Here is a 9,617-nt window from a genome sequence, read left to right as displayed (position 1 = left end):
ACCCATCCGCGATCGCTCCGTCTCCGCAACCTGACCAGCTCCGACGGAGCAATCGCTACCGGCGTGTCACTGGAGAGAGGAAGAATGGTAGCTTGACAATAAACCGCAATTAAAGGGCCGATTGACATACGCCCGAGACCAACGGCAAGGCCGAGCGCTTCATCTAAACCGCGCTTCGCCAGGGGGTTATCCGGAAGCCTCCCAGGAACTTATGCCAGCGAACGGCCGAACTGCCCGACTCGCTCCATCGCTACAATTGAGATCAGCCGCACGGGCATGAAGGCCCGACTCGGCTTGACCAGGAACAACGTCTTGAGGCTCAACAGCTAGCTAGTGCCTCTGAACCGTTCAGATCATTACCAGGACAATCACGAGATTCTGCGCTGCTTTTCGATAAGCCGTTTGAAACCGCTGTTTGTGCGGACTGTCTTACGGCGGCGCGATTGCACTCAGTGATTAATTTTTGCGCCAAGGCGACCAAAGTCGGGGGTTTTGTTCTGAGTGGCAAGGTAAACCTCTTGCAATATCTGATGTTGGCCGTTTGCTTTCCGTTCTCGTGCATGCAGCCAAAGATCGACAACGTTTGTGGCTGAAATGACCGAAGAGATTATCGCGCTCGGCGAGAAACTTTCCCTATGCGCCCAGACAGCGCCGCATGCCCGAGCAGTTAGTTGTGGTGAGACCACTCTTACCTTTGGCCAACTGGATGCGCAAACTAACCGGATCGCCTACGCTCTAGAGGGACTGGGCGTGAAACTGGGCGACCTCGTCACCATAGGCCTGCCCAACAGCATTGATTTCATCGAGGCTTGCTGGGGGGCCTGGAAGGTAGGTGCAACCCCGCAGCCGGTGTCGTTCCGGCTACCCAATGCCGAGCTGCGCGCGATCGTCGACCTCGCCGAGCCGTCAGTTGTGATCGCATTGCCGGGCATGGAGACCAACCGGCGGCGCTTCACGATCGAGGAGCTGCTCGCACTATCCCGCGATACTCGGCCCCTGGAACCGCGAGTGGCTCCTGTCTTGAGGGCAATGACCTCGGGCGGTTCGACGGGACGTCCCAAGCTGATCCTGTCCGGCTCGTCCGCCCTGACTCTGGCTGAACCTGGGAATGGCCCAAATTTTTGGCGGTTTGGTTTGGGCGATACGGCCTTGATTCCTGCACCGCTCTATCATACCGGCCCATTCTCATGCGCCCAAGACGCACTAACTCGTGGGGTTCACGTGGTGCTGATGCCGCGCTTCGATGCCGAGGGCCTGCTGGCTGAGATCGATCGGCACAAGGCCACTTGGGTGTATCTGGTGCCCACCATGATGAGCCGCATCTGGCGACTGCCGGAAGAAGTGCGAGGCCGCTATGACATTTCATCGCTGAAGACGCTCTGGCACCTAGGCGCGCCTTGCCCGCCATGGCTCAAGGAGGCCTTCATCAACTGGCTCGGGCCTGAGGTGATCATGGAGCTCTATGCCGGCTCTGAGAACCAAGCCGGCACGACTATCACTGGAACCGAATGGCTGGATCATCGCGGCTCCGTTGGACGCGTGAGCTCGGGTGAAATGAAAACCGTTGGCGCCGACGGAAACGTGCTGCCACCCGGCGAGGTGGGGGAGATTTACATGCGGCGTTCGGCGGGATCACCGCCTACCTACAATTACCGGGGAGCGACTGCGCGCACCCTGCCCGGCGGCTGGGAGAGCCTCGGTGACATCGGTTACTTTGACGCTGACGGCTATCTCTACCTCTCTGACCGGCGGACTGACATGATCCTCGTCGGAGGGTCTAACGTCTATCCTGCTGAGGTGGAAGCGGCGATAGACGAACACCCCGCAGTAATGTCGAGCACCGTGGTTGGCCTGCCGCATGAGGATATGGGTTCGTCCATTCACGCCATTGTCCAGGCTCGCCCGGGTCTGACTGAGGACGCGCTGCTAGCACATCTAGCCGAGCGGCTAGTACCCTATAAGCGTCCGCGCACCATCGAGTTCGTAGACGAGCCTCTTCGCGACGAAGCAGGCAAGGTGCGGCGCACACAGTTGCGTGACGATCGCATCGCCCGGATACAGTCCACCCTTGGCGAAACCTATTCAGGCAGCGGCACATCCTCCGAAACAGCAGCTGTAGCAGCCGCGACGCTACGGCGCATTACAGGACGTTCGAGTGGATCGCCTTGATCGGCTCGCTTCTACGGATGTCGATCATCAGATGGCGATCCGCTTTGCGCTGAGGTGTCGTCAGCCAAGAAGCGCATGAAACACAAACCGAAGGGACAAAGAGTGGAAACCGTGAAACTAGAACGTCACGACGCGATCGGTGTGATCACGGTCAACAGCCCTCCGGTCAACGCGCTGAGCGCCGCGGTTCGCGGCGGAATTCTGGAGTGCATCAAGGCCGCAATCGCCGATCCCGCCCTCAAGGGCATCGTGCTGACCTGCGCCGGCCGCACCTTCATTGCGGGCGCTGACATCACCGAATTCGGCAAGCCGCCGAAGCCGCCCGCCCTTAACGACGTGCTTTCCGAGATCGAGAATTCACCGAAGCCGGTCGTGGCCGCGATTCACGGCACCGCGCTCGGCGGCGGCCTCGAAGTCGCGCTCGCCTGTCATTTCCGTGTCGCGGTGAAGGAAGCCAAGCTCGGCCTGCCCGAGGTGAAGCTCGGCCTGCTGCCGGGCGCCGGTGGCACCCAACGCCTGCCGCGCGCGGTCGGACCGGAGCTTGCGGTCAAGATGATCGTCGGCGGTGATCCGATCGGTGCGGCGGAAGCTCTGAAGAACGGCCTGATCGAGGAGATCGTCGAGGGCCCGGCCGCCGGAGGTGAAGCCTTCGTACGAAAGCTGCTGGCTGAAAAGCGTCCGCTGCGCCGTCTGCGTGACGACGACTCCAAGATCGCGGCGGCCAAGGTCGATCGCTCGATCTTCACCAACGCGGTCGCCGCCATGACCAAGAAGTCGCGCGGCCTGGAAGCTCCGTTCGCGGCGGCTGACGCCGTCGGCTACGCCATCGACCTGCCGTTCGACGAAGGCCTCAAGAAGGAGCGCGAAGGTTTCCTGAAGCTCGTCGCCAGCGATCAGTCCAAGGCGCAGCGTTATGCCTTCTTCGCCGAGCGCGAGGCGAGCAAGATCGCCGGCGTTCCTGAGGGGACCAAGCCGCGGCCCGTGAACCGCGTCGCCATCCTCGGCGCCGGCACGATGGGCGGCGGCATCGCGATGTCCTTTGCCAATGCCGGCGTTCCCGTCACCCTGATCGAGACCGGCGAGGAGCAGCTCAAGCGCGGCATGGGCATCATGCAGAAGAACTGGGAAGCGACCGCTGCGCGTGGTGGCATCCCGGCGGATGCGCCCGCCAAGCGCATGGCGCTGATCAACGGCGTCGTCGGCATCGAGAACGTCGGTGATGCTGACCTGGTGATCGAGGCCGTGTTCGAGACCATGGCGGTGAAGAAGGAAGTGTTCGGCAAGCTCGACCAGTACGTCAAGCCGGGCGCTGTGCTCGCCTCCAACACCTCGTACCTGAACATCGACGAGATCGCGAAGTCGACCAAGCGCCCGCAGGACGTGCTCGGCATGCATTTCTTCTCGCCCGCCAACGTCATGAAATTGTGCGAGATCGTGCGCGCCGACAAGACCGCGCCGGATGCCCTTGTGACGGCGGTCAACATCGCCCGCAAGATTGCAAAGGTGCCGGTGGTCGTGGGCGTATGCCATGGGTTCGTCGGCAATCGCATGTACGATCAGAGCGGCAAGCAGGCAGACAAGCTGTTGTTTGAGGGCGCTCTACCGCAACAAGTCGATGCAGCCCTAAAGAACTTTGGCATGCCCATGGGGCCGTTTGTGATGAGCGATTTGGCCGGCAACGATATCGGCTGGCTTTCGCGTAAAGATCGCGGCGTAAAGTCGGAGATCGCGGACGCGCTCTGCGAAGCCGGCCGTTTCGGCCAGAAGGCCGGTAAGGGATGGTACAGGTATGACGCGGGCTCGCGGACCCCGATTCCAGATCCCGAGGTCGAATTGCTGATTGACCAGACTTTGACCCGGCTTGGGCGTAAGCGTCGCGTCGTTAGCGACGAGGAGATCATCGAACGCGTGATGTACCCGGTTATCAACGAAGGTGCGCGGATCCTCGAGGAAGGCATCGCTGCGCGACCGGGCGACATCGACGTGGTCTGGCTCTGTGGCTTCGGATGGCCAATCTATCGCGGCGGGCCGATGTACTACGCCGACCAGATCGGCCTAGACAAGGTCCTCGCCAAGATGAGGGAGCTCCAGGCCGCTGTAGGCGACGAATTTAAACCTGCCTCCCTGCTGGAGAAACTGGTCGCGGAAGGAAAGAGATTCGGCGAGTTCAAGTAATCGGCCTAACGCATGAAATAGTCCTCTGGATGTACGAGTTCGATAAAATTGGGATTGAGTAGCCCGCTAGTACTGCGCAACGACAAGAAATGCTCTGAACCGCGCGTCATAGAGCGGACAACTTACTGGAAGGAGCTAGCCTGTTGGGAGAAGATCATGGACAGCATCATGCAACCCTTTCGTCGCAGCTTAGATCACGCACTCAAGACGCCGCAATCCGTTGATGGGCATTGATGTCCGAAGGTCGGCGAGCGTCGTAGGCGCGCTGGAGGGAAGAGGTGCAATGACAGGCGCGAACAATGCCTTCGTGGAGTTTCGCGGCGTTCAAAAGACCTATGACGGCGAGACGCTGGTCGTTAAAGATCTCAACTTGGACATCGCACGCGGGGAATTCCTGACGATGCTGGGGCCTTCCGGCTCGGGTAAGACGACGACCCTCATGATGCTTGCCGGATTCGAAGCACCCACCTATGGCTCAATCCTCCTGGCGGGGCACTCCATCGAGAAAATGCCACCACATAAGCGCGATATCGGCATGGTGTTCCAAAATTATGCGCTGTTTCCGCATATGACTGTAGAGGAAAACCTCGCGTTCCCACTCAAAGTACGCAAGCTTGGGAAGCTCGAGAGAGAGACTCGGATCAAGCGAGCGCTCGAAATGGTCCGGCTCGGCGCCTACGGCAGCCGCAGGCCTAGCCAGCTTTCCGGCGGACAGCAGCAGCGCGTCGCTCTCGCACGCGCGCTCGTCTTCGATCCCAAGCTCGTGCTGATGGATGAGCCGCTGGGCGCGTTGGACAAGCAACTGCGCGAGCACATGCAGCTCGAGATCAAGCATATTCACGAGACGCTCGGCGTCACGGTGGTCTATGTAACCCATGACCAGAGCGAGGCGTTGACCATGTCCGACCGCATAGCGGTGTTCAACGACGGAACCATTCAGCAACTTGCCGCGCCCGCCGAGCTTTACGAACGGCCGCAGAATGTTTTCGTCGCCCAGTTCATCGGTGAGAATAACCGGCTGCGAGGCAAGGTCGTCGCGATGAATGGTGGTACGTGCAGCGTGGAGCTCCCCGGCGCGGGCACCGTGCAGGCGTTGGCAGTCAACGTCGAAATTGGCGACCCGTCGGTGCTCTCGTTGAGGCCGGAGCGGGTGAAGCTCAATCCGGCGCTAGGTTCGCTGCCAAACGTCTTTAGTGCGAAGGTCCTAGAAGTCATTTATTTGGGCGATCATGTGCGCACCTGCCTCTCGGCCTGTGGTCATGATGATTTTGTGGTCAAGCTACCGAACTCGGAAGGTTCCGCACGGGTCGTGCCTGGTACGGTGATCACTATCGGTTGGGCGGCAGAGGATTGTCGGGCGCTCAGCCCGGCCTGAGGACAAAACCGCCTGGCCGGTCCAGGTTGGGCAGGATCTTTCGCGGCGCTTTCCAATTCTTTGGATGGCATAGAGGGGACAGAGCAGACGATGAAGAAGTCACTGATGAATGGTCTGGCCGCAATGGGCCTCACGGCTGGCCTGTTGGCGCAAATGAACGCCGCCATTGCTGGCGATCAGCTCACAATCACTGGGGGAGGTGGGTCCTTCCAGAAGATCCTCCGCGAAGTCGTTTTCGAGCCTTTCTCGAAGTCGACCGGGACCAAGGTCACTGACGCTGAGTATGATTACGGCACTGCAAAGATCCGCGCCATGGTCGAGACAAAGACGGTGAGCTGGGACATCGTCTACGCCGGCGAGGCCCAAACCCGGCAAATGTGCGACGAAGGTCTCATCGAGACACTCGACTGGAAAAAACTCGAAACATTCGGTCTTGACCGAGCCAAATTCGGGGATGCCAGCTACACGGATTGCGGGGTGCCGTCGACCGTCACGGGTGACGTCATCATGTACGACGCGAAACGACTGCCGAGCAGCCCGAAGACCATCGAGGATTTTTTCGATTTGAAAAAGTTCCCTGGAAAGAGAGGACTGAACAAAAGTCCTGTGGTCATTCTCGAATGGGCGCTGATCGCCGACGGCGTGTCCATCAACGACGTCTACAAGGTGCTCAACACGCCCGAAGGGGTGGCCCGCGCTTTTAAAAGACTTGATACTATCAAGAAGGACGTAGTGTGGTGGACGTCAGGCGCCCAGCCGGCGCAACTTCTCGCCGACGGGGAGGTCGTCATGACTCACGTTTGGACCACCCGAGCCTATGATGCTAACAAGAACTCCGGCAAACATTTCGAATACATCTGGGACGCTGCACTTCAGGCCGGAAACGCTTGGGTGATTCCTAAGGGCTCTCCGAACATTGATGCTGGTTACAAGTTCCTCGCCTTTGCCGGTTCGGCCCACGTTCAAGCCGAGGTGGCGAACGGCACCTCAGCTGGACCAGCCAACAAGGACGCGCTGAAGCTTATTGATCCGGCTGTACGCCCGTACGTGACAAATGCACCGGAGCGTAGTGGCATAACTATCCAACGAGATACAAACTTCTGGAATGAAAAGGGTGACGAACTGCGACAGCGTCTTACCGCTTGGCTCGCACAATAAAGACACGGCAGGGACATTGAATCCCCGCGCCGCCCAGCCGATACATTCAGGGAGCACGATCCATGCCGACCACGGCCGTCGAAGTCAAAGGTGGACCGGAAGGCATGCTTCTGCGGTTCAAGTTGAAGCGGGTTGAGCGCCGCCAGAAGTTCAAGGCTTTCATTCTCGTGCTGCCATTGCTGCTGTTCATCCTGGTTGCTTTTGTCCTGCCGCTGGGCCGAATGCTGTTAACCTCATTCCATGACGACACGCTGCTCACTCTGATGCCGCGTACCATGTCAGCGCTTGACGGGTGGGACGGCAAAGACTTGCCAGACGAGGGCGTCTATGCTGCGTTAGCATTCGACCTAAAAGAGTCCTGGTCGCGGAAAACGGCTGCTGCAATCGGCAAGCGGATGAACTATGAACTGCCTGGGGCTCTCAGTCAGGTAATTTCTAGCGCCCGCAAGGCCAGCACGCTACAAGCGGGTCCTTTCAAGGGGGCACTTACAGATATAAATCCGCTCTGGGCACGTCATGACGTTTGGAGCCTTCTAAAGCGTGGAACCTCTGCCTACACCGCCTTTTATCTACTGCGCTCAGTCGATCTCCAATATGGTCCCGACAGTCAGATTGTATCCGCACCCCAGGAAAGCGCCATCTTTCGTGACGTGTTTCTGCGCACGCTTAGCGTTAGCGTTGGCGTCACAGTCGCAACCCTCCTGCTCGGCTTTCCACTCGCTTATCTGTTAGCCATTTTGCCGGCTCGGTCCAGCAACCTGCTAATGATCCTTGTGGTGCTGCCGTTCTGGACGTCGGTGCTGGCGCGCACGACTGCTTGGGTCGTACTCTTGCAGCAGCACGGTGTAGTCAACGAAGTGCTCATGACATTGCACGTCATATCTCAGCCGGCCGCGCTCATATTCAATCGATTTGGAACGATAGTGGCAATGACCCATATCCAACTGCCGTTCACACTGTTACCTATCTACAGTGTGATGAAGACAATTTCGCCCAATTATGTTCGGGCTGCCCGCTCTCTCGGCGCCGGCCCGTTCTACGCGTTCTGGACGATCTATTTTCCTCAAACGGCACAAGGAATCGCCGCTGGGTGCATGCTTACCTTCATTTTGTGTTTAGGCTATTATATCACTCCAGCGCTAGTCGGGGGACCAAGCGATCAGATGGTCGCTTACTTCGTTGCGCATTATACAAATGAAGACCTCAACTGGGGAATGGCCTCCGCATTTGGCGCGATCCTGCTTACCTCAACGCTGCTGCTCTACTTTGGTTTGAACAAGTTGGTTGGCGTCGAGCGGGTCAAACTAGCATGAGAACGGTCGCTGTCTCGCCGCTTCAGAAGATCTGGTACTATACACACCGGCTGATCTGCGGGGCTGTTATTCTTTTTTTGATCGCTCCGATCCTGGTAATCATTCCACTCTCCTTCAATTCTGTACCCTTCTTTACTTATCCGCTCGAGGGGTTTTCACTGCGTTGGTACGAGGAATTTTTCCTAACGCAGCGATGGCAGAGTGCGCTGAGCACTTCGGTTCTCGTGGCGACATCTGTGACAGCACTTTCCACCGCGTTAGGGACGCCGGCGGCACTTGGGCTTAGTCGACCGAAGTTTCCGTATCGTACTGCGGTGCTTAGTTTGTTGATTACCCCGATGGTTGTTCCCGCGGTGATTACCGCAGTGGCGATTTACTTCTTTTATGCCAATGTCGGGCTGCTCAACAGCTATGCCGGACTAGTCTTGGCGCATACCACGCTAGCCACGCCCTTTGTGGTTGTCGCTGTAACTGCCACGCTAACCGGCTTCGATTACTCCTTAACCCGCGCCGCTAGCGGCCTCGGTGCGACGCCGATCACTGTGCTCTTCAAGATCATTCTACCTGTCATCCTGCCAGGCGTTGCCTCGGGTGCGCTCTTCGCCTTCATAACTTCCTTCGATGAAGTCGTGATTTCCCTTTTCATTGCCAGCCCTGAGCAGCGCACCTTACCCATGGTTATGTTTTCCGGCATTCGTGAGGAGATCAGTCCAACGATTATCGCCGCTACCGCCGTGCTGCTGCTATTCTCAACCGTTATGCTCATCACCGTCGAACTGTTGCGACGTCGGTCCGAGCGGCTGCGCGGCATTCGTAAAACCTGAAGGGCTCCTCCGGGCGGCGCCGCTGTATCTGGTCACTTTCACCCTGTTTCTGAGCGATCGTCGCACGAATACGATCGCGATTTGGAGATCTCCATACTGGCCGAGCTTGATGCGGCGGATACTCGCGGATCAGTCGTTCGGCGGAGTGAGCAAGCATGCAATCCCGACTGCGATCTGTATAGTACTACAAGACTCGATTGGCTCCTCTGAACGCGAGCGCCTCGCTCAGCGAAGTAAACAATAGACGGCCGAATATCGAGGCCCTCGCTTTAAGAGGCCGGGAACGCCCTTCGCATTATTTTTTCGAAACTAGCCACCTTTTGCGGCCATTGTGCGTAGATCGCGCCTTAAGTCTCCCTCTGTCACAGTGAGTAGAGTACGTCGGCGGCAGCCACTTTTGTGTCGGTATTCGGGGCCTGAGCTGGGCGCATGCGTAGCGTGTCGGATGGAGGACGTCATCGCGCACCGGGTAGCCCAACGTTGCGGGCAACGAACATAGTGCGCTACCTCCGTCTACTCTCACACCTGACCAGACGATGCTTACCATCGTATCCATCTTTCGGCCGCTTCGTTGAATGCTCTGGAACGACAATCTGAACGCAC

Annotated in this window: 6 protein-coding genes; all 6 read left to right on the top strand. The window is 58.4% G+C overall.

Annotated elements, in window-relative coordinates; genetic code table 11:
* Positions 1-594: 594 nt before the first annotated feature.
* The 6 genes from IVB27_RS34600 to IVB27_RS34575 all read left to right on the top strand — a co-directional run bounded on the left by IVB27_RS34600 (position 595) and on the right by IVB27_RS34575 (position 9,014).
* Positions 595-2,169, top strand: a complete 1,575-nt coding sequence (locus IVB27_RS34600; protein WP_247447210.1) for an AMP-binding protein — start codon at positions 595-597, stop codon at positions 2,167-2,169.
* A gap of 75 nt (positions 2,170-2,244) precedes the next feature.
* Positions 2,245-4,344: a 3-hydroxyacyl-CoA dehydrogenase NAD-binding domain-containing protein gene (locus IVB27_RS34595; protein WP_247447209.1), complete on the top strand. Its 2,100-nt coding sequence runs from the start codon at positions 2,245-2,247 to the stop codon at positions 4,342-4,344.
* 283 nt (positions 4,345-4,627) lie between these two features.
* The gene (locus IVB27_RS34590) at positions 4,628-5,719 is read left to right on the top strand and encodes an ABC transporter ATP-binding protein (RefSeq protein WP_247447208.1); all 1,092 of its coding nucleotides are present in this window, start codon (positions 4,628-4,630) and stop codon (positions 5,717-5,719) included.
* Positions 5,720-5,809: 90 nt separating this feature from the next.
* Positions 5,810-6,877 (top strand): ABC transporter substrate-binding protein, encoded by a 1,068-nt coding sequence (locus IVB27_RS34585; RefSeq protein WP_247392861.1) that lies wholly within the window; start codon positions 5,810-5,812, stop codon positions 6,875-6,877.
* Between the two features lie 62 nt (positions 6,878-6,939).
* Positions 6,940-8,190: an ABC transporter permease gene (locus tag IVB27_RS34580; RefSeq protein ID WP_018458277.1), complete on the top strand. Its 1,251-nt coding sequence runs from the start codon at positions 6,940-6,942 to the stop codon at positions 8,188-8,190.
* Complete coding sequence (locus IVB27_RS34575) at positions 8,187-9,014, top strand: ABC transporter permease (protein ID WP_018458278.1); 828 nt, start codon at positions 8,187-8,189, stop codon at positions 9,012-9,014. Before IVB27_RS34580 ends, IVB27_RS34575 begins: the two co-directional genes overlap by 4 nt.
* Positions 9,015-9,617: the final 603 nt, after the last annotated feature.

This window comes from Bradyrhizobium sp. 197 (assembly GCF_023073375.1).
Lineage (GTDB): Bacteria > Pseudomonadota > Alphaproteobacteria > Rhizobiales > Xanthobacteraceae > Bradyrhizobium.
The sequence above is the reverse complement of the archived record's forward strand: the minus strand, read 5'-3'. Positions and strand labels throughout refer to the sequence as shown.